The organism is Methylocystis sp. H62 (assembly GCF_015709515.1).
Lineage (GTDB): Bacteria > Pseudomonadota > Alphaproteobacteria > Rhizobiales > Beijerinckiaceae > Methylocystis.
Genome location: NZ_JADNQZ010000047.1, coordinates 1 through 24375, shown reverse-complemented (window position 1 = coordinate 24375; position 24375 = coordinate 1). Strand labels below are relative to the sequence as shown.

The following is a 24375-nucleotide window of genomic DNA, read 5'->3' as shown; positions in this document are numbered from 1 at the left end:
CAACGAAAAAGGCCCGTTGCATGATGATTTCCTACGCGCAGAATTTTGAAGACGTGATGCTCGAACGGGCCTTCGCGGAGATCGAGAACGGCTTCTACGTCGACGTCGGGGCGTGGGATCCAGATCTCGATTCGGTGACGAGGTATTTCTACGAACGCGGCTGGCGCGGCGTGAACATCGAGCCCAATCCGAAATATCTCGCGCTGCTTAAGGAAAAGCGCGCGCGCGACGTGAATCTCGGGCTTGCCGTCGGCGCCCACAATGGACGCGCGGTGATCACGCTCATTCATGGCACGGGCATGTCCACCTTACATCCGGATATCGCCGAGGGTCACGCAAAATTCAATTTCGAGCAGGAACAGCTCGACGTGGAAATGCGCACACTCAATTCGGTTTTCAAGGAACATTCGGCCGCGACGACGCATTTCCTAAAGATCGATTGCGAAGGCGAAGAGGCGAATGTCATCAACGCGTTCGATCTGCGAAAATTCCGTCCCTGGATCATTCTCGTCGAGTCGACGAAGCCGCTCTCGCGCGAGGAGACGCATGCGGATTGGGAGCCGCATCTACTCTCGAACGATTATGAGTTCGCCTATTTTGACGGTGTCAACCGCTTCTATCTGGCTGCTGAGCACGCTGACCTGAAGCGGCATTTCATCATCCCGCCGAACGTATTCGACGACTTTCTCGTTGCGCGTATGATGATCCCGGCCCCGAGTGGTGATAACAGCGACAACCGAAGCTTCCTTGGACGGATTGGCGCTTTCTTCGGGAGCGGTGGTCGAAAGGCAAATAAATGAAGGAAGCGAACCCATATTTTCATCTTTTTCACACAAGCTTTTGCGCAGGATAAAATCAAATTCTGCAAAAGTCGCGATTGGCGTTCCCGGTGACGCGCTGGATACGATGAGCTTCCTCGGCGGATTTGAAAATCCATACCTGTATGAAGACACCATGGAGAAGATTTATGCGGACGCAAAGTCCGATGAATCGCTGGCTTATACGCTTAGACACGCGTGCCTCGAAGAGAATGTCGCCCCCTTCGATTTCTATCTCAACTCGACAGTTCCCGCAGCTGCCATAGAGCTTATGTCCCTACTTCGTTCCGCTGCGCCAGCCGCATGCATTCGATGGCGCAAAGGTTTGCGCGCGAAGTAGACAAGCGGCTCCGCAGGCCAGGAGCGACTGTCAATGCGTTCTGGGATGAGGTCGACGACTTCCGGTCAAACCGCCTCCCTCCATCGAATCCTTCCTACGAGCTCTATACAAAAAGGTTCTTCACAAATCCCCAAGTCATGGTGTTCCAACGCCGGGCGGTTTAACGCCGCAAGCCAGTTCGTCGGTGGAAATCGCCGTCGGATGGAACCGTTGTCTGACAGCGCATGTGCGGTTTCGCTCGACTCAAAAAACCTTTGCTCGCGTGAACTGGTTATCTCGCGTGAACTGATTATCCTGCGTGCCGTTCGTCCATCTTCTCGTTCTGCGATCTCTGTTTCTCATGATGCGCGCTGAGTTCGGGCTGTTGCCGTCTGAAGCGCTCCGCCGTCGTCATTGCATAGGCGAATTTCGCGCGCAGATTGCCGAATGAAAAATCGCAATAGACCTTTTTCATTAGGCTATCCATCAGCGTCCGGCTTTCGCCGGCCGGATTGACGAAGCACATGAATTTTCCAAGCTGCATCGCGAGCGGATGGAACTCATGTTTGATCACGCGCCGCACGTGGAAGGCCTCGATGCTGTCGTGGCCGAAGAAGCGGTCGGCGATATTGTGGAATCCGTCGATGGCGATGCGATAGCGATTGACCATGCCGCCGCCTGCGAAGGAGTCATTGTCGGGGCGCCGGTCCAGCAGCGCGCCAGAGAGGACTTTGATGCTCAAGCCGCCAGGCATCAGTTCGAAAAAGCGCGCCACATGCCCCCAGCAGCTGCCGACGAATTCTTCATTGAGCGGCACGCGATTCCAGGTCGAACGCTTCACGATGATTCCGCCGATGAAGCTGAAGAATGCTTCAGTGTTGACCGCCTTGCTGAAATAATCGCGGCGGCTGCGCGAATCTGAAAGTTCGTAGACAGCGCCGTCTTCGCACGCGACGGTCGGATATTCGGTCCAGCTGTCGTGATAAAAATAATACTCCATATGCTTGCACAAATAGAGATCATGGCCGCTTTGAATTTCGCTCAGCACGCGACGCAGCGCGCCCGGCCGGACGATGTCGTCGCCGCTGAACAGCCAGCAATAATCGCCGGTCGCGGGCTCAACGGACTTCGCCATGTCGCGGTCGATGCCGCCTTTCTGAGGCTGCCGCACATATTTGATATTCGGATGCTTGCGCTCGTAGCCCGCAATAATTTCCGCGGTGTTGTCGGTCGAAGCGCCGTCGAGGATGACGATTTGCACCTCATCCCCGCCGTCCTGACCGAGGATCGAATCCAGAGTCTCAGGAATGAATTTCGCGAAATTATAGATGGGAATGCAGATGGAAAGGCTGGCGGTCATCGACGCAAGATCCCTACGCGAGAGTTGAGAGCCCTCGCTGCGCTTCAATCGGCCGGAAGATAGGCGGAAGCGGCAGGTGAGGCAACGCGGCGATCCGCGACTTCATTCGGCGGCTCTAGAACCTTGGCCAGTTCGACGGCGCCGATCTGATAGCGATCTCCCCGCACCATTGAGACAAGCCGTGCGGCCGATTGTCGCCAGGTCGTTACCGTCGGGGCCTTGATCTCTCTTGCTTCAAAGAGCGCTTCGCGCACGCGTTCGGCGAGCGCCTGCGAATCGAGAACATCGAAATAGACAGCGTCGTCGCCGCCGACTTCGCGGAAAACCGGGATATCGCTTGCGATCACCCGCGCGCCGTGATGCGCGGCTTCGATCAGCGGCATGCCGAAGCCCTCGACGAAAGATGGAAAGATCAAGCCCCGCGCCCGCGGATAGAGATACGAAAGATCGGCGTCGCTCGCATTGTCGAGCCAGAACAGCCGTCGTCCGTATTCGTTGTGCTGTCTGATACGGCGTTGCAACGCCCGCGTGTTCCAACCCGGCCGGCCGACGATCACGTAACGCGTCTCGCACCCTTCCGACCAAAGACGTTCAAACGCGTCCAAAGCGATGGGATAGGCCTTGCGCGGCTCGAGCGTTCCGACGCTCATGAAGAACGGCGCCGGCGCTGAAGCGATGCGCTCGACGGCCTTTGAGGGCGCTTCCTGAGCGCCCGCGCGAAAATCGGCGCCAAGCGGCCACCAGCCGATCCGCATATTCGCGGGCGTCGCGAGACCTTGTTCCCGCACGTAGTCCACGAGGTCCCTTGCGACGCTCTGCGAAATGCAGACGATGGCGTCGCATTGCAGCAGCACCTTCTCGAACCAGGGCGCGAATGGCGCGCTGTTCTTTAAGGCGGTCGCGGCAGGATAGCGCAAAGGGATAAGATCATAGAGGCAGCCGACGACTTCGGCGCCAACCTCATGCGCTGCGCGCAAGAGCGGCGGATATTCCTCGACGAAGCCCCATCCGGAATCGAGCAAGAGCAGCGTGTCGCCCGATTGCAGTTTAACCGCGTCGGGCAAATTGTCGTGCTGGAAATGGCCGTAGAGCCGGCCCGCTTCAAGATAGACCGGCAGCGCTTCGCCGCTTTCGACACAGGCGCGCGCGATTTCGCGCACCACGCGCTGGACGCCCGTATGGCCGCGAAAGCGATGCGTCGCGGTCATATCGATGAGCAGACGATTGTGCGCCGCCGGCGGTGGGATCGCGCCATCAAGGCGCGTGCGCAGCGCCTGCGCCTTCGCGGCGTCCGGCGCGCGCCAGCGCCCGTCGTGCAGGCGGCTCAGGCCAAGCAGGCGAGAGAGCGTCCAGTAGAGTTCCAGCGCCTTGTCGTAAACGAACCGAACGCGCGGATCGACGTCATACTGCTCGATATCGCTCAACTCGCGATGCAACTCCTTGAGCAGATAGGCGTCGATCTCCTTCTTCATTCCCACTCTCCGCACGTAGCTCGCGCCGCCTTTCGCCGTGCCACCCGTTCGGACGGATCTCGCAAGAAAGCTAAAGCGTGCGGCCAACGGCCATTCTGCTGGAAGGCATCGGAAAAATCACGATATTTCCGCCCTCCCCGGATGCGGCGATCACCGCCGCCGCGATATCCGCCGACGCTTCGCTCACGCAGCGCCGGAAAAACGAATGGGCGACGCCTTCGTAATTCATGCTCAGCAAGTCATGGGCGCATTGTTCTGCGCGCACGAGCGAGATTTCCGCCAATGGCGGCACAGGATCAGCGCTCGACAATTTGGAGAGTGCGTTCAACTCGCATTCAAGCGCTCGGCGCGCAAAATCCGGCAGCGCTGCAAGCACTTGGCGCTCAAAATGGGTCCGAAGCTTACTCGCGGCGTCTTCAAAGAATGCGCAAGCTTGGCTGTCCGTCAAAAGCTTAGCGTTATTCGCATTCATCCTACATCCTTCCCGAAGCGCAAAGTCTAGGCTTTAAGACGCAAGCAAGACGGAGGCCTTGTCGCTCCGGCATCTACCTCAAATACATAATTGCGGCGAACAAAAGGAGACGCCAAAATCATCGAGCCCGCCTCCGCTTAGGCGCGGCCCTCCGGTTATGGGACGTGTGGGCAACAAGCGAGAGGCGTCTACGGGTTGCACGAAACTGAGATGTGAACTCGAGACATTAGATTAGCCGGCGACGACGTCTTACGCGGGTTCGGTCTCACGGCCAGCTAACTCAAGAAGACGCGACACACCGACCGGCTCTTCGCTCAGCAGCGGCACGACGGCGTAGCGGCGCGCGTGGGTTGTTGCGACTCTCTCGACCTCGCGCAGTTCATTTTTGGCGCGCTGACGCAGCAAGGGAGAATGCGGACGCGCCGCCGCGACGCTGTTATTGACGACCCACGCCCAAGGCTCGATGCCCGCGCGGCGCAAATCTGCTTGCAGATTTGCCGCTTCAAGCACGGGCGTCGTTTCCGCCAAGGTGACAAGAAGGACCTTCGTCCGCTTCGGGTCCTGTAGCTGCATCATCGGCGTTGAGTAATGTGCGCCCTTGGCGTCCAGCATCCGCGCGACCTCGCGATGATAAGCGCCCGTCGCATCCAGGAGCAGCAGCGTGTGGCCGGTCGGCGCGGTGTCCATGACGACGAACTTCTCGCCCGCTTCGCGGACGATGCGCGAGAACGCCTGAAAGACGGCGATTTCTTCCGTGCAAGGAGAGCGCAAATCCTCTTCGAGCAAAGCCCGTCCTTGCGCGTCGAGGTTCGCGCCTTTCGTTCTCAGCACCTCTTGCCGGTAACGTTCGGTTTCGGCGTGCGGGTCGATGCGGCTTACGGTCAGATTGTCGAGCGAACCATGCAGCGTTTCGGCGAGATGCGCGGCTGGGTCGGAGGTGGTGAGATGGACGGGCAGTCCGCGATGCGCCAACTCGACGGCGACCGCCGCCGCAAGCGTCGTTTTGCCGACGCCGCCCTTGCCCATCAGCATGACGAGGCCATGCCCATCGGCGGCGACGCCATCCACCAGTTCCGATAGGCTTGGCGCGCGCAGCTCGACGGGTTCGCCAACCGCCGCGTCGATATGCGGCGGCGTCGCAACGAGGAGCTGACGCAACGCATCAAGCCCGACGAGATTGAAGGGCTTCAAAGGCACATAGTCGCAGGGCAAGCTGCGAAGCGCATCGGGCGTCGCCGCCAAAGCAGCCTGCTCGCGCGCGTAAAGGGCGGCGGCGAGCGCATCGAGCGCCGCCTCTTCCTTTGGCAGCAGACCATTCACGACGAGGAATTGCTGATGGAGGCCGATCGCCGCCAGCTCCTCATGCGTGCGCGCGGCTTCGCGCAGCGCGGAATTTTGGGCGCGGGCGACGAGGATCAGGCGGGTGCGCTGACCGTCGGCCAAAGCGGCCACCGCGGCGCTGTATTGGGCGCGCTGCTTTTCCAATCCGGCAAGCGGACCGAGGCAGGAGGCGTCGCCTTTCCCCGCCTCAAGGAAGCCGCTCCAGGCGACGGGAAGCTGCAGCAGGCGGATGGTGTGTCCGGTCGGCGCCGTGTCGAAGACGATATGGTCATATGCCGATATAATGGCTGTGTCCGTCAACAGCGCGGTGAATTCGTCGAAAGCGGCGATTTCCGTCGTGCAGGCTCCGGAAAGCTGCTCTTCGATGCCCTTCACCACGGCTTCGGGAAGCTTGCCGCGCACGGGGCCGACGATGCGGTTGCGATAGGCCTGCGCGGCGGCCTGCGGGTCGATTTCCAGCGCGAACAGGTTCGGCACGGCGTCAATCGCCGTGATTTTATCGCCGATGCCGACCCCAAACACCTGCCCGACATTGGACGCAGGATCGGTGCTGACAAGCAGCACGCGGCGTCCGGCTTCAGCAAGCTCTATCGCCGTCGCGCAGGCGATCGAGGTTTTACCGACGCCGCCTTTGCCCGTGAAGAAAAGGAAGCGCGGAGCCTGTTCAAGAAATTTCATATCGACCTTTCAGCAGCAGGAGGAGCCGCTGCAACATGCGCCTGGCTTCGCTTCCTCGACCTTTTTGACGCCCGCCCAGCGCGCAAGTTCCTCGCGGTTCGGATAGCGTCCGGCGAGCGCGATCTCGCCATCAACGAGGATCAGCGGCAGAGCTTCCTGCCCCGAGCGTTCGAGGAAGCCCTTAACGCTCGCATTTTCAGCAAAGACCATGGGCTCCTGGGCGAGATTGAAGCGCTCGATGCGCGCGCCGTTCTGCTTCGCCCAATCAACGTCGGCGGCAAAGGTCACGAGCGCCTGATCGGTCTCGACGCCGCAGACGCCGGTGCTGCAACACAGGGCGGGATCAAAAACTTGAATGGTCGTCATATTCGTCCTTTCAGGATTAAGGTTGAGCGGCCCTGCCGACGACGACTTCGCCATCTTCCTTGGTGAATTCGCCAATGGCGGGATTGGGCAGAATATCGAGCACGGCCTCCGAGGGACGGCACAGCCGTGCGCCTTTCGGCGTCACGACGATTGGACGGTTGATGAGGATCGGATGTTCGAGCATGAAGCCGATCAATTCCTCTTCCGTCCACTTTGCATCGCCAAGGCCGAGCGCGTCATAGGGCGCGCCTTTCTGGCGCAGCAGATCGCGCGACGAAATGCCCATGGCTTTGAGCAACTCGACCAGTCGCTCGCGCGTTGGCGGGTCTTTCAGATATTCGATGACGACCGGCTCTTCGCCGCTTTGGCGGATCATCGCCAGCGTGTTGCGCGACGTGCCACAGTCGGGGTTGTGATAGATGGTGATGGTCATCGCTCAGGCGTCCGTTATGCGGCCATGGCTTGCGCCTGAAACGGTCTCAGTCATTCTGAGATCCAGAACAACAGGCGGCTTCAATCACAGGCGCTGGCTTCGCGCCGCAGCAGGCGGAGGGCTCCCCGTTAACGGCGCTCGCGCGGAATCCTGCAAGCGCTACGTCGCCGCCGTAAATCGTGCTCTCCCCTGTGGTCCGGAAGGTCTCCCACAAAAGCCCTTGCGGGTCGGAGGTCCATGCCTTCTCGGACTCGGCGTAACAGCAAGTTGTGGCGCCTTCTTCCAGCACGGGCCGTTCAGCCTGTTGCAGGCAGCCATAGACTTCTTTCAGTTCTTCGTTCGTCTCGACCTCGATCCCGAGATGATCGACGCCTGCCTGTCCGCCCCGCGCCGAAATGGCGAAGTTCACGCGCGGATCATCGAGCATCCATTTCGCATAATCGCGTTTGACGGCCGTCGGCTCCGCTCCAAAAAGCGCGCTGTAAAACCTAATCGACGCCGTAAGGTCATCAACGGACACGTGCACGTGCAGGCGTTTCATGAGGTTCCTCTGGTTGGCAAGTTGCAGGAGTAGCGGCCTCGCATGAGGCAGCAGCGCCTTGGCAGCAATTCTCGGTCATGTAGGCGAGCAGCGCGTTCATGACCGGATAGGCCGCCGAGTAGATCAGCGACCGACTCTCGCGCCGGAAGGTCACAAGGTCCGCGTGTTTGAGCTGGCTCAGGTGGAACGACAGCGTCGCCGGCGGGAGCGCGAGCCGCTCGCCGATTTGCCCCGCGGCAAGCCCCTTAGGTCCAGCTTGCATGAGCAGCCGGAAAATATCGAGCCGCGTCTCATGACCGAGCGCGACAAGGGCGGCTAGGGCTTCTTGCTTTTCCATATTTCTAATATGATGGAACTATTAATCGCGTCAATGCCGTCGAGACGCCGATTCCCCGTTGCGCCAGTCGAGAGACTTCCGGCGCGTTAACGCGCCGTCGCACTGAGTCGAAAACGAAGGAAAAGTGTCGTATCGAGACGTTGAATGGAGCGTGCATGACGCGACCTACGCCGTTGAGACTAAATCTACGATGCTGACACATCAGCATATTAGATTCTCCGTAGCGCCGATGATGGATTGGACGGATCGGCACTGCCGATACTTCCATCGTCTGTTGTCGCGCCGCGCGCGCCTTTATACGGAAATGCTCACGACGGGCGCGGTGATCCACGGCGACCGCGCGCGTCTGATGGCGTTCGATCCGTTCGAGCAGCCGGTCGCCATGCAGCTCGGCGGCGCCGAACCCGCTGCGCTGGCGAAGTCGGCGGCGCTTGTCGAGAATTTCGGCTACGCCGAGGTCAATCTCAACGTCGGCTGTCCGTCGGATCGCGTGCAAGACGGCGCGTTCGGCGCCTGTCTCATGCGCGAGCCTGCGCGCGTCGGCGATTGCATCAAAGCGATGAAGGACGCCGTCGCCATTCCCGTAACGGTGAAATGCCGCATCGGCGTCGACGATCAGGACCCGGAGAAAGCGCTGTTCGCGCTTGCCGAGGCCTGCGTCGAAAGCGGCGCCGACGCGCTGTTCGTGCATGCGCGAAAGGCCTGGCTTAAGGGCCTCTCGCCTAAGGAAAACCGCGACGTTCCGCCCTTGGACTATGCGCTCGTGCACCGTCTCAAGCGCGCCCTGCCGGACGTTCCGATCGCCATCAATGGCGGGCTGACGCGGATCGCCGAGATGCAAGAACAGCTGCAATTCGTCGACGGCGTGATGATCGGCCGCGCCGCCTATCATGATCCCGCGCTGCTGCTTGAGGTCGACCCACAATTGTTTGGACAGTCGGCGCCCGTCGCCAACCTCTTCGACGCCGTGGACGCGTTCCTTCCCTACGTCGAGCGCGAACTCGCGAAGGGCGAGCGGCTCTCAGCGATGACGCGTCATCTTCTCGGGCTTTTCGCTGGAATGCCGGGCGCACGGTCGTTCCGTCGGCGGCTAGCGCTCGAAGCCGTCAAACCTGGCGCCGGAGTCGAAACGCTGCTTGGGGCCGTGAATGAAGTGCGCACGGCCATTGCGCGCTTCGCCGAAGCGGAAGCAGGGACACCCGCCAACGCCGAACCTGCCGAAACCGCCTGACCTCAATTGGCCGAGAGCGCCGCCAAAATGGCGATCTCCGCGAGTTGCTGCGCGGCGCCGAGCACATCGCCCGTGTAGCCGCCGATCTGCTTTTTCGAGAGGTTGGTAATAAGCGCACCGATGACGAAGGCGGCGAAGATCGCGACGGCGATCTGGATTAAGCCGGCGCCGGCGAGCCATGGCGCGAGACCGAAGACGGCGGCGACGAGCCAGGCGCGAGTCCAGATCTCGCGCGAGGGCGCCGAGACGGTCGCGCCCAGCCCATCGGCGCGCGCCGGCGGAAGCCGCATCATCGGCGCCAATCCGGCGACGCGCGACAAGGCGCCCGCGAAGATGAGGGCGCCGGCCGCGAGCGCGACGCTTCGCTCAAAGAGTGACGCGAGCGCCGCGACGCGCAACAGGATCGAGAAACACAGCGCCAGGGCGCCATAGGTCCCAACGCGGCTGTCGCGCATAATGGCGAGCTTCGACTCGCGCGTCGCGCCGCCGCCGAACCCATCCGCGACATCCGCGAGTCCGTCCTCGTGCAGCGCGCCCGTGGCGAGCACGAGGACCGCGACCGCGACGAGCGCGCAGACGAGCGCAGGAAGATGGCAGATGCGCGCCACGAACAGACCCGCCGCGCCTGTGGCCCCGATCACGGCGCCGGCGATCGGCAGCGCCGGCGCCATGCGCGCGAAGTCAAGCGGCGCATGCGCGCCCTCGCCGATCGGAAGGCGCGTATAGAACCGCAAAAAGCTCAAGACATCGGCGAGGAGCGCGCGCTGCATCGGTTCCATTTTCGGCGCCGCGTCGGAATTGTCGAGAACCCCGACGCCTCCGAGCGGCTCTATATCGTCTGGTTGTAGGCGCCGACCTCGGGATTTTCGCGCAGCACGCCGTCGATCGCCGTAAACATCTCCTTCATGCGCGCTTGCGACACCGGGCTCTCGACGACGACGACGAGTTCCGGCTTGTTGGACGATGCCCGCACGAGGCCCCAGGTGCCGTCGACGACCGTCACCCGCACACCATTGATAGTGACGACGTCGCGGATCGGCTGGCCGATGATCTGTTCGCCCTTCGCCCGCATCGCCTCGATGCGCGCCGTCACCTTGTCGATCACGCCATATTTCTTTTCGTCGTCGCAATGCGGCGACATCGTCGGCGAGCCCCAAGTCTTTGGCAGTTCCGCGTAGAGTTCGGCCATCGATTTCGTTGGATTGCGATCGAGCATTTCGAGGACATGGACCGCGGTGAGCAGCCCGTCGTCATAGCCGCGTCCGATCGGTTCGTTGAAGAAGAAATGCCCCGATTTTTCGAATCCGGCGAGCGCCTTGCGCTCGCTGACGCGGCGCTTGATGTAGGAATGCCCGGTCTTCCAATATTCCGTGACGACGCCGCGCGCGACGAGCTCGGGGTCCGTCGCGAAAAGCCCGGTCGACTTCACGTCGACCACGAATGACGCATTCGGATGGACCTTGGAGAGATCGCGCGCGAGCATGACGCCAATCTTGTCGGCGAAGATCTCATCGCCATTATTGTCGACGACGCCGCAGCGATCCCCGTCGCCGTCGAAGCCAAGGCCGACGCAGGCCCCGGTCTCGCGCACCTTGTCGGCGATGGCGTGCAGCATGTGCAAATCTTCTGGGTTCGGATTGTAGCGCGGGAAAGTGTAGTCGGGCGCGACGTCGAGCGGAATGACTTCGCAGCCAAGGCGCTCCAGCATCCGCGGCGCGAAGGCGCCGGCGGTGCCATTGCCGCAGGCGGCGACGACCTTCATCTTGCGGGTGAACGGCGGCCGGCGAGTGAGATCGTCGATGTAGCGCGCGCCGAAATTCTCGATGTAACGATAGGAGCCGCCTTCCGCCTCGTGAAATTCGCCGGCGAGAACGATCTCCTTCAGGCGGCCCATCTCCTCCGGCCCGAAGGTCACGGGCCGCCGCGCGCCCATCTTCACGCCCGTCCAGCCATTGTCATTATGCGAGGCGGTCACCATCGCCACCGCGGCGACATCGAGATCGAACTGCGCGAAATAGGCCATCGGCGACAAGGCGAGCCCAATGTCGCGCACGCGCACGCCAGCGGCCATCAGGCCGCTCACCAGCGCCAATTTGATCGATGAGGAATAGCTGCGGTAATCATGGCCGACGACGATTTCGGGCGCGACGCCCAATTCGCGCAGCAGCGCGCCAAGGCCCATGCCGAGCGCCTGCACGCCCATCAAATTGAGGTCGGCGCCAAACAGCCAGCGCGCGTCATATTCGCGAAAGCCGGTCGATTTGATCAGCGGCGCCTCTTCATATTCGAACGTATTCGGGCGCAAATTGGCAACGGGCTTGGGAAACATCAACAATCCTTCGCTTGGGCAGGTTCCGAAAGGTTGACAGACTTTTTCGATGAGAACCGGCTCAAATACTTTGATTTTGAGCGATTCCTTATCGATCACATGATTCCATGTGATCGATAAGCGCTCCAGGCGAGCGTCGACTTGGCCGCCTTGGCATAAGCGAAAATCCGCGCCGCGCCAAATTCGGCCTGGGGCGATTCAATTTAAGCTTGCAGAGCGCGGCGAGCACTCGTAGGATTTTCGTTTGTTACTGCATTTGATTTTTTATTTCGAGGTTTCGCTATGGCCAAGAAAATCATTTTGCTCGCCGACGGCACTGGAAACGGGCGACTGGTGCAAGTCTCAAACATCAATCGGCTCTCCCAAGCGCTCTGCCTCTCAGACAAAGATCAAGTCGTCTATTACATTCCCGGCGTCGGCACCGAGGGCTTCAAGCCGCTCGCAATGCTTGACGGCGCGACCGGCTTTGGCGTGCCGTCAAACGTGCGCAAGCTTTACCGTTTCCTGTCCTGGAATTGGGAGCCCGACGCAGCGATCTACATGTTCGGCTTTAGCCGCGGCGCCTTCACCATTCGGATGCTGATCGACCTCATTCGCGCGCAGGGCCTGTTGCCGACCGAATTCAACGGGCGGCGCGTGTCGCACCAGGAGATGCTCCGCAATTCCGAAGACGCTTGGCGCGCCTTCTGCGGTCAAGACGAGGAACGTAAAAAGAATGTCTGGGTTTTTTTGGGCCTGCCCAAGCTTCGAGACGCCATTTTGGGCGTCTGGAAAAGGCTTTGGGGGCAGCCGAGCTATGCTGACGTGCAAAAAGCGGCTTCGGACCGCGACCCCGAGAAACTCTCCATCGACTTTGTCGGCCTATTCGACACAGTGGAAGCCTATGGCGTGCCGATCGAAGAAATGCGCGAGGTCGTTCATCGCTTTGTGTTCCCCATCAAGTTTGGCGGCGATCATACGATTTGGAAGAAGGTTGATCGCATACGACAGGCTCTGTCGCTCGACGATGAGCGCCTCACTTTCCATCCGATCCGCGTGTCTCTAAAGTCCGACGAGCCGGATTTACGCATACAGGAAGTTTGGTTCGCCGGCGTGCATTCTGACGTTGGCGGCGGTTATCCCGACGACATGACCGCGCATTGCCCGCTGGTCTGGATGGTTCGGGAACTTCAGACAGCCGCGACTGACAGAGCGCTCACTTTTCACGAAACGGCGCTGGACGAATTCAGAAGAACGGCCACGCCATTTGGGCCGCTGCACAACTCTCGAGCCGGCGTGGCGGTGTTGTATCGGTACGATCCACGGCAAGTGACCCTGACGGATCCAGCCGGCAATCCCTACTACCGGCCGACCGTCCACCACACGGTTGTTGAACGCTTAGTGGATGGAGGCGGCGATTACGCGCCGCTGGCGCTTGGCGGGACGAGCGCGCATCAAGCCCAAACCGGGCCTAAGGGCGCCGACGTCTTCATGCCCGACGGCTCCATCGCGCGCGCCGAGACTGGACCGGATTACGCCCTCGTTCGACAAGCGGACCCGGCGTTTGAGCCCGCAAACATACGCAGCGATGGCCGCGAACTCGACTTTGCCCGGGGAGCAATGAAGAGCCTGGACGCGCCCAACCGGGAACAGATGGAGATCGCCCGCGACTACGTATGGCTGAACCGAATTGCATATTTTTTCTTCGTGGCCTTGTTCCTCACGGCGCTCGCTCTTCCGTTGCTCGATTCAACGATCGACGACTCCAACGAAGGCATATGGAGCCAGATCTCAGTAATTGCGCTCCCGTTCCAATGGCTTCTCCACGTGCTCGGCCCAGTTGGCGACACTCTGTCGCGGTTCATGTCCGGCGCTGAAAATGTCCTTCGCGGCGTGGGCGACACGATCCTATCCTTCACGCCGTCCTATCTCTACGCTCATGTAAAAGCTGCGCTGAATCATCCGTTTTTCAGCATAGCGCTGGTGCTCGCCTATTTCGTTCTTCGCAATAGGAGCGACGCCTATGAGGACGCCACGCGCTACCACGCCCGCGTGGCTTGGAACATTCAGAACGACAAAGTCAAAAGCGGCATTCACTCCAAACCGAACGCAACGTCACTACTCGTGCGCACCATACGAAGCTCGCGTGCGGCAAGATCGGTCCTTGGCGTCGGCCGCGCGATGTTGCCTGCCGCTTATGCGATTGTCTTTGTATTCACGCCCCTGCTTCTCGCCGCCAATCGGATTGGCTTCAATTATCTCGAGGGATCTGGTCGCGTTTGCGTGGATTCAAGCGCTTCAGAGTGGGTGGCGAGCGCATCTGCACGGTTTGCCACGAATGATCCCTGCTGGGCGAGCCGCTGGACAGTTGAACGCGGCGGCGTCTATCGCCTGACGATCAGCATCGACCCCAAGAGCGATGATCCCTGGCTGGATCAGCTGATGCTCACCGATCCGTACGGCTTCGATGCGAAAGGTTGGGTTCAGACCGCCGGCGTCGCCTTACGTCGTTGGCCTTCAGCCGCTTGGTTCCATCCTATCGCCCGCATCGGAGCGCGAGGGGATTCTGAGTGGCCGCTGGTCCCGATCGACGGCGGCGGGGCTCTCTCCCCACGCGGTCGGCGATGCTCGATGCTCCCGCTAGATTACAGCGAAACCGCCGAACATAAGTCTTTTTGCGCGGATCACCCCCGTGCGAAATCCTGTGTCGACGGCGGCCTGTCGCTGAGCATCGATTCGTTGCCCGCCGACGAATTGGACGCCGCCAAGGCGGCTTGGGTTCGAGACAGCTACTCTTACGACGGCAAGAGCTGCAATTCGGCTTTCCCGCGCAAAACCTTCGTGTCGGAATTCGTTGCGAACGACACGGGAGAGCTATTCCTTTTCGTCAACGACGCTGCGCATGTGTCCTTAAACGGTCGCAAGCAAATTTTTTACGACAACAACACCGGCACAGCGAAAGTAACGATTGAGCGATTGCCGCGCGACGCCACGCGAGCCACCACCGCAAGCGCGCCATAAGGTTCAGCGCTCCGCCTCACGCCGCGGCGCTCACGAGCCCCGCGGCTTGGCGCGCGTCGTCGGCTGCGCGGCCGCCGGATCATCCGGCCAGAGATGGCGCGGGTAGCGCCCTCTCATCTCCTTCTTCACTTCGCTCCAGGAGCCCTTCCAAAAGCTCGGCAGATCGCGGGTCGTCTGGATCGGGCGATGCGCCGGCGACAGCAGTTCGAGCGTTAAGGGCGCGCGTCCGCGCGCAAGAGTCGGGTGACTCGAAAGGCCGTAAAGCTCCTGCACGCGCACCGAAAGGATCGGTCCGTTTTCGGCCGCATAGTCGAGCGCATGGCGCGAGCCGGCAGGCGTCTCGAAATGGGCCGGCGCTTCCACATCGAGCCTGCGTGACAGATCATAGGGAAGAAGCTGCGCCAACGCCGCCTCGAGGTCGTCGGCCGCGATGTCAGCAAGCAACGTGCGCCCCGAAATAAACGGCGCAAGCCAGTCTCCAGCGCTAACGGCCAGAGCGGCGTCGGAGAGGTCCGGCCATTCGTCGCCCTCGGCGCGGCGCAAAAAGGCGACCCGGTCGCGCCGCTGAATTTGCGACTTCGTCCATGGCAGCCGCGCCACGCCAAGCGCCGCGACGCCGCGCGCGAGCGTCCTTGCATTTTCTTCCGACGCCTCGACCGCCAGATTGCGCTCCGAAAGGCGCATCGCTCCGAGGCGCCGGAAGGCGCGCCGCCGCAGGCTGGCGCTCGCCGCGTCGAAGACGGTTTCATCGCGAGTCTCGATGCGCTCGCTGGCGATCGCCTCGACCTCCTCGGCGGTGAGCGCGCAAGCGGCAAGGATGCGCGCCTGCGCCGCCCGGCCGGTGAGTTCGGCGACGGCAAGAAAGGGCGCGCGCGCCAGAGGATCTTCGACCGGCACGATCGCGGCGCGACCGTTCGCCATCAGGAACTCGCCACGCGCGCCGCGTGATTTGGCGATGCGATCGGGATAGGCAAGCGCAATGAGCGCGCCGTCTGATAACTGCCCCCTCCCTGTCCCTCCCCCGCTCCGCGGGAGAGGGGACGCTAACGATCGGCGGTGCGCAACATGAAGGGCGGTGTCTGCCCCCTCTCCCGCGCCAGCGGGGGAGGGTTGGGGAGGGGGCATTGCGCTGGTCGCCGCCATCGCCTGCCGCGCCCATTGCGCGGCAAGGCGCAGCGCGTCGCGCGCCCGCTTGGAGTTTTCGCTCCGCGCGCGCTCGAGCCGATGCGAAAGGTCGGCGTCGGCGCCGCCGATCCCGCGCTCGGAGAGCAGCATGGCGAGTTCCGCGGCGCGCTTGGCCTCGCCGTGACCCGCCGCCTCGACCACCATTCGCGCCAATCTGGGCGCGAGCGGCAGGGCCCGGATGGCGCGGCCCGTGTCGGTAAGCCGACCGTCGGCGTCAAGGGCGCCAAGCTCGTGGTCGAGCGCGACGGCTTCCTTCCAGGCCGGCGCCGGCGGCGCATCGAGCCATTTGAGTTGAGTGGGGTCGCTCACCCCCCAGGCCGCGAGATCAAGGACAAGCCCAGAAAGATCGGCGTCGAGTATTTCAGGCGCGGCGAAGGCCGGAAGCGAAGCCGTCTGCGGCTCGTCCCACAGGCGATAGCAGACGCCGGGCTCGGTGCGGCCGGCGCGGCCGCGGCGCTGATCGACGCTGGCGCGAGAAGCGCGCACCGTCTCGAGCCGCGATAATCCAAGATCCGGCTCGAAGCGCTGCACACGCGCCAGCCCGCTGTCGATGACGATGCGGACGCCTTCGATCGTGAGCGAGGTTTCCGCGATCGACGTGGCGAGCACGATCTTGCGACGGCCGGGCCGCGCCGGCGCGATGGCGAGGTCCTGCTCGCCGCGATCGAGCGCGCCATAGAGCGGCGCGACGTCCGTGTCGTCCGGCAGGCGCGACTCGGCGAGGCGTGAGGCGACGCGCGCGATCTCCCCCTGCCCCGGCAGAAACGCGAGGATCGAACCTCGCTCTTCGCGGAGCGCCAGCACGATCGCGCGAACCATAGAATCCTCGATGCGCGCGTTGGCGTCGCGGCCGAGATAACGCGTCTCGACGCCAAAGGCGCGCCCCTGGCTCTCGATCGTCTGAGCGCCCATCAGCGCGGCGACGCGGGCGCCGTCTAGCGTCGCGGACATGGCGATGAGCCGCAGATCCTCGCGCAGTCCTGCCTGGGCGTCGAGCGCCAGCGCCAGGCCCAGATCCGCGTCGAGCGAGCGTTCGTGATATTCATCGAACAGCACGCCGGCCACGCCCTCGAGCGCCGCATCGTCGAGAATCATCCGCGCGAATACGCCCTCGGTGACGACCTCGATGCGCGTTCGCGCCGAGATTTTCGATTCGAGGCGCATCCGCAGGCCGATCGTTTCGCCGACGCTCTCGCCCAGCGTCGCCGCCATCCGGCTCGCCGCCGCGCGGGCGGCGAGACGGCGCGGCTCCAACAGAATGAGCTTGCCGCTTTTGGCCCAGTCCGCGCCGAGCAGCGCGAGCGGCGCGCGCGTGGTTTTGCCGGCGCCAGGCGGGGCGACGACGACGAGATTGGACGACGCCGCGAGCGCAGCGCGGATCGCCGGCAGCACATCGTCGATCGGCAACGCAGAAAGATCATGCAGCATCGGAGGCGCGCGCTTCAATAGTTCCAAATTCTATCGCGCGACGCACATTGCGGACGCCGGTCAAAGGGTCAAGACGCCGCGTCGGGCCCGGACCGGCAATAAAAAAGCCCCTCCCTTGCGGGAGGGGCAAAAGATTGCAGCCCAATGCTGAACTTACGCCGCCTGCTGAATGGCCGAGAGCTTCCACTCCTGCGATCCGGCGCCCGCCGGTCGGCGGAAAGTCCAGGCCTCGGACGTCTCCGTCGGCCCCGGCGAACCGGGCGCGGGCTTGCCGGTGGCGCGATCCTCGATCACGTCATTGAGCGCAAAGCGCATGGCGACGGTGGCGTATTCGTCGACGCCTTCACGCCACGCCTCCGACAAGTCACCTTGCAACAGCTTCACGTCCGAGACGCGGTTGATGACGCCCTTGCGGCGGTTCTCCTCCAGTTCGTCGTCGAAATAGGAGGCCATTTCGGGCGTGGACATGCCGCGCAGCGCGCCAAGATCCTCGCGGCTATAGGCGGCCTGCGATTCGCCGAGCAGGCGTTCGAAGGCGTTGAAGTCGTCCGCCGCAATCTTGATCGGCGTCGCCATCGCCGCTTCCGGAGAAGCGCCCGAGCCGAAGCCCGCCGCGCCGAAAGGCGCGCGCGCGGTGAAGGGCGACGTGAAGCCGGGGCTCGGACGGTGACCCGCCCCAGCCATGGCGTTCGCATTGCGACGCGTCCACCAATTGAAAGCCATGCGGGCCAGGAAGACGACCAGCGCGATCTGCAACAGCAGGCCGATGACCGACATGAAGCCGCCCATGCCGCCAAGAAGGCCGTTACCCGTCAGCAGACCAAACAGCCCGGCGCCGAGCAGGCCGCCGGCGAGGCCGCCCAGAAGGCCGCGACCTAAGGAGCCGCCAAAGAGGCCGCCAGGCTGTGACATCGGACCGGCCATGCCAGGCGTTGGACGCGGCGTGCCGCTGCGTTCGAAAGGAGAGGCCTGGCCCGGCATGGTTCGGGTCGAAGGCGGCGCGGACCAAGAGCGACCCCCCCGGCTGCCAAAGCTGCCGCCGCCGCCCATACGCGCTTCGGCGATGGCGGGCGCAAGCGCCAGCAGGGTGGCAAGCGCAAGAGAAATCAGCGATCCACGCTTAAGGGCGAAGAAACGCGACATGTTTGTATCCTCGAAATTGCGGGGAAACAGTCCCCCCTAACCGCGCATATATAGGAACGCGGGGGTCTGCGCGCAAAGGCTTGGCCGGGGAAAACGGATACCGGGCGCGGATGCAACCAACTTGCGCAGGCGTCGCTTCAGGATTTCGACTGGGTGTTCGAGCATGCAGCCAATGAGAAGCTATATGGGGCAAAGGTAGTGCGAATTCTGTCGCCGCGTATGGCTGGTCAGGATCGTGCGCGCTTCTCCAGATACTCGCGTAGCGCGGCGTTGATGCGCGATTGCCACCCTTCGCCCGCCGCGCGGAACGCTTCCACGATATCGGGGTCAAGCCGGATCGTCGTCGAAACCTTGCGGCGCTTTGCTGGTGGCCGCCCTCGCCGAAGAGGCGCGGCGGCGAATTTCTTGCGCCACTCTTCAGTAGACAAATCCGGAGCATCATCGCCCAAATCTGGGGGCGTAGATGGCTTGCTCGCGGTCATTGGCTTTCCTCATGGAGATGATGCGTCTCGCGCCGCCGCGCTTTGTCCAAACGAGGACCACCATTCGGCCGTCGAGAAAACCGACCGAGATGAACCGCTTTTCGCCATAATCATGGCGGTCGTCCTCGACGGTCAACGTCGCGTCAGCGAAGACCTCGCCGGCGCGCGCCATATCAAGTCCTCTGTGCTCGATCGTTGCGCGGCGTTTTGCGGGATCGAATTCGATCAGCATTGGGCTTTTTTGTTACTACAGAAACGCTCTTGGAGCAATCGTTACGTGATGAACGAGACCTGCTAATTGACTCCCACCCAGGGATCTCACGAAAAGGCGTCCACAGGCTTCAATGCGTCAATATCTCGACCTTCTGGATAAGGTCCTGCACGAAGGCGTGCGCAAGGACGATCGCACCGGCGTCGGAACGCTGTCGCTGTTCGGCCATCAGATGCGTTTCGACCTTTCGCAAGGCTTCCCGCTGGTGACGACCAAGCGCGTGCATCTGAAATCGGTCATTCACGAACTGCTGTGGTTTTTGCAGGGCGACACCAACGTCAAATATCTGCGCGACAATGGCGTCACCATCTGGGACGAATGGGCGAATGAAGACGGCGACCTCGGTCCGATCTACGGCATGCAATGGCGGCGCTGGCCCGACGGCGACAGGGATATCGACCAGCTCGCCCATGTCGTCGAGGAGATCAAGCGCAATCCCTTCTCGCGCCGGCTGATCGTCTCCGCGTGGAATCCAGCCCAGGTCGACGAGATGGCGCTGCCGCCTTGCCACTGCCTGTTCCAGTTTCATGTCGCTGAGGTCAGCGGCGAAAAGCGGCTTTCCTGCCAGCTCTACCAGCGTTCGGCCGACGTCTTCCTCGGCGTGCCCTTCAACATCGCCAGCTATGCGTTGCTGACGCATATGGTCGCGCAGGTCACGGACTGTGTTCCGGGCGATTTCATCCACAGCTTCGGCGACGTTCACCTCTATCTCAACCATGTCGAGCAGGCGCGGCTTCAGCTCTCACGCGAGCCAAAGCCCCTGCCGCGCCTAAAGCTCAATCCGTCGGTGCGCTCCCTCTTCGACTTCAGATACGAAGACGTGAACGTCGAGAACTATGACCCTTGGCCGGCGATCGCCGCGCCGATCGCGGTGTAGGCGGCGATGGAGCCCAAAATCGTCGCCGTCGTGGCGCGCGGACGCAATGGCGTGATCGGCGTCGCCAACGGCCTTCCCTGGCGGCTCTCGAGCGATCTCAAGCGCTACAAGGCGCGCACCTGGGGCAAGCCGATGATAATGGGACGGCGCACCTTCGAATCGATCGGACGGCCGCTGCCGGGGCGAGAAAGCGTCGTGCTCACCCGCGATCCTCATTTCAAGGCCGAAGGCGCGCATATCGCGGCGGATCCCCAGGAGGCTTTGGCGACGGCGCGTCGGCTGGCCGCGCTGCTTGGCGTCGACGAGATCATCATCGCGGGCGGCGAGGAGATCTATCGCGCCTTTCTCGACCTCACCGACGTCATCGAACTCACGGAAGTGGCGCTCGATATTGCGGGCGACGCGCATTTCCCGGAGCTCGACCCCAAAGACTGGCGCGAGGTCGCGCGCGAAGCGCCGCCGCGCGGTCCTAAGGACGAAGCGGACTTCGCTTTTGTCACGCTTGAGCGGGTCCGCAGCCCAAGCGCCTGAAACCAGTTGCGGCGCAATCCTGCTGTGGCTATAAACCGGCCCGAAGCGGCTTCGGCCATTTCTGTCGGAGTGTAGCGCAGCCTGGTAGCGCACCTCGTTCGGGACGAGGGGGTCGGAGGTTCGAATCCTCTCACTCCGACCAGACTACATCACAGTCAATTGAAATTATTGTATAATCTGCTGCATGGAATTTTACGGCCCCACTCTCGGCCCCACTTACGCCTTGAGATTTGGTGAAGCGGCGTGCGGTAGCTCGAAACAACGCAGTTACCCCCTGTCGACAACCCGTTATTCTTGGGACGTGTTGTCCAGCATTCGCGCCAACCGAGCCCAGGCCTGCATATTGATCTCTTCGACTGATTTTCGCTCGAAGTCGACGTCGGTGACGAGATCGTCCGTGAGATGGATGAGATTTCCCTTCGGCAAGTTACTTAAGTGGCGGTTTGACCCCCAAATCGCAGCGGATTGGCTTACCCGTCTGAGTCGCCGCCTCGCGGCATTTCTCGATCGTCTCGTGATTGTCGCGGAGAAAATCGGATGCCTCGTTGAGCGCGGCCCAGGCGCGCGGGTTGGCGGTCCGCATCAGCTGCGACCCCGCTTCCCAGGGCGAGCTTGCGCCGAGCGTATGCGTCGCCATGCTTTCGGGGATGCGCCAGTCTGGCGGCAATGCCCGCGCGATCGCGTCGAGCAGGAACGACCAGAGCACGACGCCGGCGATGGCGCCGGCGATGGCCGCGAAGAGAAGACGGAGGCGCTGTTCGTCTGTCGTGGCGACTGCGGCGGCAAGGCTTTCCAATTTCTCCGTCGCCCTGTCGAGCGTCTCGCGCGCCCGCGCGATGGTAGCCCGCTCTTCGGCGCGCGCCTGATCGCCCGCGGTCGCGATCCTTGCGACCCTTTCGTCGGGCGTGATCTGCAGCGCCGGGCTTTGCCGCATCGTCTTCACCATCGCGCCAACAGCGTTGAGATTGTGTGCGATCATTCCCAGCGTCTCGCTGTAATCGGGCGCGGCTTCGCGCCTGGACGCCAGATTGGCGATGGCCGCCTCCAGCGCATCCACCTTATCGGCGAGATGCGCGAAGGCCGCCGCCGCCGGATCTGTCTCGGGCGCTGGGAATGAAGGCGGGCTCTTCTCCATAGTCCTTCTCCCTTACCGGCTCATGCCGCGGCCGCGGGTCATTTCGAACCCGACGCTCGCCGCAAGGTCATGGGCGAGCTTGCGTCCCGCGTCTAAGGCGATTCCGAGATCATGGCGGCGCCCGCGCAGGACCGATTCCATCTGCGCGTCGCGCTCCAGGCTTTTCGTCATGGCGCCCATGTCGGCGCGCAGGCGTTTGACGCTCTGATGGTCGCCCTCGGCGTTGGCGGCGCGATAGCGCCGATCGAGCTTGCGCCAGTCCTCGACGAAACGGTCGGCGCGCCTTTTGGGGTCGGCGCGGATTTCCGCTTCGAGCCGCATGGCGCGGATCGTGCGCTGGACGCGCCCGCCCGCCGCTTCCGGCGCGAGCGCGGGATCGCGGCCATAGGCCCGCTCAAGGTCCTTTGCCGCATCTTCGCCGATCGCGCTTACCGCCGCGCGCGCCCGATCAAGTTCGCTTCGCTGATGCGGCAGGACGGGCAACTGCTTGTTTTGCATCTTCCAGATGTCCGAGACGGCGCGCGCGTGGCGCGCGACGGCACGGCGCGCCGTCGCCTCCTTCTCGGCCGCCGCCCTTTCCGTTTCGGGCTGCGTCATTTCACTTCCGGCTCGACCCGCTTCCGCGCGATCAACGGCAGGGCCCTGCGTGCGGAATCTGGCGAAGACCCCGCGATGGGGCTCGGGTGCGTCAGAGGCGCGCCCCCGATCGAAGGCGTCTGCGCGCGGCGGCTGCGTCATCGCACGGCGCAAGCCGTCGAACATGCCGCGCGCCATCCTGGGCGCCTCGCGCACGATCTCGGCGACGCGTTCGCCAAACGTGATCCCGCGCCGCTCGGCGAAGGCGCGGATGGGATCGTCCTGGGCGTAGTCAGTCGCCATATCCTTGGCGCGCGCGCGCGAGAGCGTTCGGGCAAGTTGCGCCTGATCGGCGAAGTCGTCGCGGCCATAGCAAAGCTGGACGCTCTCCCTGTGCCGTGAGAGCGCCACATAGGCGGCATGGCTGTCGAGGCCCGGAGTGGCGAGCACATAGGCGCGGTCCACGGTCATGCCCTGCGCCTTGTGGATCGTCGCTGCATAGCCATGATCGATGTAGGCGTAGTCCTTCACATCGAAGGAGACGAATCGCCCGTCATCTGTGCGGATCGCGATATGCCGCTCGTTGATCTGCTCGATCGCGCCGAGCGTTCCGTTCTTCACCCCAAACCCGCGTTCGTTCCTTAGGAACATGACGCGGTCGCCGGGCGCGAAGCTCCGGGCGCCGCGTTCGGTCGTCACTTGCGCATCCTCGCCCAGCGCGCCCGCTTCCCGCATCCGCGCGCGTGCGGCCTGGTTCAGCTCGCGCGCCTCGTCATTGGTGTGGGTGAGGATGATGCGCGTTCGATCCGGCGCGGCGATTCGTTCGCGGTCCCATCGCTCCACAAGCGTGTCGCGCGCGGCTTCGCGCGTCTCGGCGGTATGGACCATGCCGCGATCGCGGTAAGTCTGGATCGCCTCGTCGATACGGCCCGTGGCGAGTGAGCGGGTCGCCTCGCGCTGCCAGTCCGCGCGCTGGCGGCGGACCTCGGCGATTTCGACGCCGCCATGACGCTCATGGATCGCCCGGAAGGCCGCGCCCGCCTCGATCGCCTGCAATTGTCGCGGGTCGCCGACCAGAACGATTTTCGCGCCCGCATGCTCCGCATGAGAGAACAGGCGCGCCATCTGCCGCGCCCCGACCATGCCCGCTTCGTCGATCACCAGAACGTCGCGGACGGACAAGGACTCACGGCCCTGCTCCCATTGCCGCTCCATGCTGGCGATGGTGCGCGAGGCGATGCCGGAGCCGTTCTCCAGATTCTCTGCGGCGATCCCCGACAGGGCGAGGCCGCGCACCTCGAAGCCCGCCGCTTCCCATGCCTCCCGCGCGACGCCCAGCATCGCGCTCTTGCCGGCCCCCGCATAGCCGATAACCACGCCAAGATCGCGTCCCTCGGTCACATGTTCGAACGCTGCGCGTTGCTCCCCTGAGAGCGTCAATCCTCTTTCCGCCGCGCGGGCGAGGGCCGCTTCGCGTTCCTTCTCGCCGATGCGACGCCGCTCGCGTTCGGCCAGCAAGTCTGCGGCGCGCTGCAACCGCCGCTCGGCGTCGACCATCTCGCGCGAGGTGAACCGCTCGTCGCCGCGCCCATCCTTGCCGAGCGCGATGATCTCGGACGATCCGCGCATGGCCGCCATCGCCCGGTCGAATTGCTCCCTGCCGTCGCTATGCCGGTGAACGAAGCGGGCCATGTCGCGGCGGGTGAAGGTCGCCTGATGGCGGGTCAGGGCGTCGAGCGCTGCTGAAGGATCGGCAATGATCCGCTCGCCATTGCGGCGGGCGATCTCGCGATGATCCTCGATGCGCTCCGATCCGAACCCGCGCTCCCCCATCCGCTGCGCCGCCGGGCCGATCTTGTCCTGCGGTTCCAGAGCGACGCCCTGCGCCGCCAATGAACGGTGATCGACGCTCGCGTCTATGTCGAGTTCGGCCAGCCGCGCATTGACACGGTCCGCCCAGCGTTCTCGCCATTCCTCGACAAGCGCCGCGCGGTTCCAGTCCCTAACCTTGCGGCCGAAACCGTTCGCGTCGACTTCGCGCATGGTGAGC

General features: G+C 63.0%; 22 protein-coding genes and 1 tRNA gene. 7 read left to right on the top strand and 16 right to left on the bottom strand.

What is annotated here, in order from left to right; translation table 11 throughout:
- The first annotated feature begins 20 nt into the window (after positions 1-20).
- Together IYY11_RS06215 and IYY11_RS06210 are read left to right on the top strand one after the other, a co-directional pair.
- On the top strand, positions 21-800 hold the full coding sequence (locus IYY11_RS06215) for an FkbM family methyltransferase (protein ID WP_196403062.1): 780 nt from the start codon (positions 21-23) through the stop codon (positions 798-800).
- On the top strand, positions 748-1158 hold the full coding sequence (locus IYY11_RS06210; RefSeq protein WP_196403061.1) for a hypothetical protein: 411 nt from the start codon (positions 748-750) through the stop codon (positions 1156-1158). Before IYY11_RS06215 ends, IYY11_RS06210 begins: the two co-directional genes overlap by 53 nt.
- 289 nt (positions 1159-1447) lie before the next feature.
- Here IYY11_RS06210 and IYY11_RS06205 read toward each other — a convergent pair whose 3' ends face one another.
- The 8 genes from IYY11_RS06205 to IYY11_RS06170 form a co-directional block, all read right to left on the bottom strand.
- On the bottom strand, positions 1448-2497 hold the full coding sequence (locus IYY11_RS06205) for a glycosyltransferase family 2 protein (protein ID WP_196403060.1): 1050 nt from the start codon (positions 2495-2497) through the stop codon (positions 1448-1450).
- Between the two features lie 44 nt (positions 2498-2541).
- On the bottom strand, positions 2542-3969 hold the full coding sequence (locus IYY11_RS06200) for a glycosyltransferase family 4 protein (RefSeq protein ID WP_196403059.1): 1428 nt from the start codon (positions 3967-3969) through the stop codon (positions 2542-2544).
- A gap of 70 nt (positions 3970-4039) precedes the next feature.
- A complete protein-coding gene (locus tag IYY11_RS22915) occupies positions 4040-4297 on the bottom strand; it encodes a hypothetical protein (protein ID WP_246719687.1) in 258 nt (85 codons plus the stop codon).
- A 393-nt stretch (positions 4298-4690) separates the two neighbouring features.
- Positions 4691-6460, bottom strand: a complete 1770-nt coding sequence (gene arsA / locus IYY11_RS06190; RefSeq protein WP_196403057.1) for an arsenical pump-driving ATPase — start codon at positions 6458-6460, stop codon at positions 4691-4693.
- Between the two features lie 9 nt (positions 6461-6469).
- Positions 6470-6826, bottom strand: coding sequence for an arsenite efflux transporter metallochaperone ArsD (arsD, locus tag IYY11_RS06185; protein ID WP_196403056.1), 357 nt, complete (start codon positions 6824-6826; stop codon positions 6470-6472).
- Positions 6827-6842: 16 nt separating this feature from the next.
- On the bottom strand, positions 6843-7259 hold the full coding sequence (gene arsC / locus IYY11_RS06180) for an arsenate reductase (glutaredoxin) (protein ID WP_196403055.1): 417 nt from the start codon (positions 7257-7259) through the stop codon (positions 6843-6845).
- 46 nt (positions 7260-7305) lie between these two features.
- Positions 7306-7800: an ArsI/CadI family heavy metal resistance metalloenzyme gene (locus tag IYY11_RS06175; RefSeq protein WP_196403054.1), complete on the bottom strand. Its 495-nt coding sequence runs from the start codon at positions 7798-7800 to the stop codon at positions 7306-7308.
- Positions 7769-8137, bottom strand: a complete 369-nt coding sequence (locus tag IYY11_RS06170) for an ArsR/SmtB family transcription factor (protein WP_196403053.1) — start codon at positions 8135-8137, stop codon at positions 7769-7771. The genes IYY11_RS06175 and IYY11_RS06170 overlap by 32 nt, the downstream gene beginning before the upstream one ends.
- Before the next feature lie 190 nt (positions 8138-8327).
- Here IYY11_RS06170 and dusA point away from each other — a divergent pair, with 190 nt between their 5' ends.
- Positions 8328-9368, top strand: coding sequence for a tRNA dihydrouridine(20/20a) synthase DusA (gene dusA / locus IYY11_RS06165; protein WP_196403052.1), 1041 nt, complete (start codon positions 8328-8330; stop codon positions 9366-9368).
- A 2-nt stretch (positions 9369-9370) separates the two neighbouring features.
- Here the strand turns inward: dusA and cobS are convergent, their stop codons facing one another.
- Together cobS and IYY11_RS06155 are read right to left on the bottom strand one after the other, a co-directional pair.
- Positions 9371-10147, bottom strand: coding sequence for an adenosylcobinamide-GDP ribazoletransferase (cobS, locus tag IYY11_RS06160; RefSeq protein ID WP_246719684.1), 777 nt, complete (start codon positions 10145-10147; stop codon positions 9371-9373).
- Positions 10148-10197: 50 nt separating this feature from the next.
- Positions 10198-11697: a phosphomannomutase/phosphoglucomutase gene (locus tag IYY11_RS06155; protein WP_196403051.1), complete on the bottom strand. Its 1500-nt coding sequence runs from the start codon at positions 11695-11697 to the stop codon at positions 10198-10200.
- 282 nt (positions 11698-11979) lie between these two features.
- On the opposite strand from IYY11_RS06155, the gene IYY11_RS06150 reads away from it, so the two are divergent.
- Positions 11980-14697 (top strand): DUF2235 domain-containing protein, encoded by a 2718-nt coding sequence (locus IYY11_RS06150; RefSeq protein ID WP_196403050.1) that lies wholly within the window; start codon positions 11980-11982, stop codon positions 14695-14697.
- 30 nt (positions 14698-14727) lie between these two features.
- Here IYY11_RS06150 and hrpB read toward each other — a convergent pair whose 3' ends face one another.
- From hrpB to IYY11_RS06130, 4 genes are all read right to left on the bottom strand, one after another.
- Positions 14728-17310: an ATP-dependent helicase HrpB gene (hrpB, locus tag IYY11_RS06145; RefSeq protein WP_196403138.1), complete on the bottom strand. Its 2583-nt coding sequence runs from the start codon at positions 17308-17310 to the stop codon at positions 14728-14730.
- Positions 17311-17463: 153 nt separating this feature from the next.
- Positions 17464-18453 (bottom strand): TIM44-like domain-containing protein, encoded by a 990-nt coding sequence (locus tag IYY11_RS06140; RefSeq protein ID WP_196403049.1) that lies wholly within the window; start codon positions 18451-18453, stop codon positions 17464-17466.
- A 227-nt stretch (positions 18454-18680) separates the two neighbouring features.
- Positions 18681-18935, bottom strand: coding sequence for a BrnA antitoxin family protein (locus tag IYY11_RS06135; RefSeq protein WP_196392322.1), 255 nt, complete (start codon positions 18933-18935; stop codon positions 18681-18683).
- Positions 18892-19107, bottom strand: coding sequence for a BrnT family toxin (locus tag IYY11_RS06130; protein ID WP_312029710.1), 216 nt, complete (start codon positions 19105-19107; stop codon positions 18892-18894). The genes IYY11_RS06135 and IYY11_RS06130 overlap by 44 nt, the downstream gene beginning before the upstream one ends.
- Positions 19108-19279: 172 nt before the next feature.
- On the opposite strand from IYY11_RS06130, the gene IYY11_RS06125 reads away from it, so the two are divergent.
- The 3 genes from IYY11_RS06125 to IYY11_RS06115 all read left to right on the top strand — a co-directional run bounded on the left by IYY11_RS06125 (position 19280) and on the right by IYY11_RS06115 (position 20756).
- Positions 19280-20083 carry a thymidylate synthase gene (locus IYY11_RS06125; RefSeq protein WP_196403047.1) on the top strand — a complete coding sequence of 268 codons (804 nt, stop codon included), beginning with the start codon at positions 19280-19282 and terminating at the stop codon, positions 20081-20083.
- A gap of 6 nt (positions 20084-20089) precedes the next feature.
- Complete coding sequence (locus tag IYY11_RS06120) at positions 20090-20614, top strand: dihydrofolate reductase (protein WP_196403046.1); 525 nt, start codon at positions 20090-20092, stop codon at positions 20612-20614.
- Positions 20615-20679: 65 nt separating this feature from the next.
- Positions 20680-20756, top strand: a tRNA-Pro gene (locus IYY11_RS06115).
- A gap of 285 nt (positions 20757-21041) precedes the next feature.
- Here the strand turns inward: IYY11_RS06115 and IYY11_RS06110 are convergent.
- Positions 21042-21749 (bottom strand): DUF6118 family protein, encoded by a 708-nt coding sequence (locus IYY11_RS06110; protein ID WP_196403045.1) that lies wholly within the window; start codon positions 21747-21749, stop codon positions 21042-21044.
- Between the two features lie 12 nt (positions 21750-21761).
- Positions 21762-24375 (bottom strand): Ti-type conjugative transfer relaxase TraA (gene traA, locus IYY11_RS06105; RefSeq protein WP_196403044.1); only part of this gene is annotated, 2614 nt, incomplete at its 5' end.